Origin of the sequence: Salifodinibacter halophilus (assembly GCA_012999515.1) — a bacterium.
Taxonomy (GTDB): domain Bacteria; phylum Pseudomonadota; class Gammaproteobacteria; order Nevskiales; family Salinisphaeraceae; genus Salifodinibacter; species Salifodinibacter halophilus.
The window spans coordinates 1-257 of sequence record JABEEB010000415.1 but is presented as its reverse complement, the minus strand read 5'-3'; the positions used below and the strand labels follow the sequence as shown (position 1 = coordinate 257).

The following is a 257-nucleotide window of genomic DNA, read 5'->3' as shown; positions in this document are numbered from 1 at the left end:
TTCATCGCGCCCTTATCCATCGCGGCCAGGTCGTTGAGATAGCCCTGCGCCATCGGCGCAACCTTGTGCGCGGCTTCGCGCCAGGCGTCGCCGACGACGAGGAATTTGCGTTCGATTTCGATGCCCACGGGAACTCCAATTAGTAAAAACAACGCCGAACCCAACGTCCGCGCGCAGCCGCCGCAACCATCGCCCGCGCCGCCGTACGATGCAAACCATCGCCCCACGTCCCAACGCCGTCATTCCGGCGAAAGCCG

1 protein-coding gene is annotated in these 257 nt (G+C 63.8%); it reads right to left on the bottom strand.

What is annotated here, in order from left to right; genetic code table 11:
• On the bottom strand, positions 1-128 hold a 128-nt coding region (locus HKX41_12265; GenBank protein ID NNC24910.1), incomplete at its 3' end, for a CYTH domain protein.
• Between the last annotated feature and the right edge of the window lie 129 nt (positions 129-257).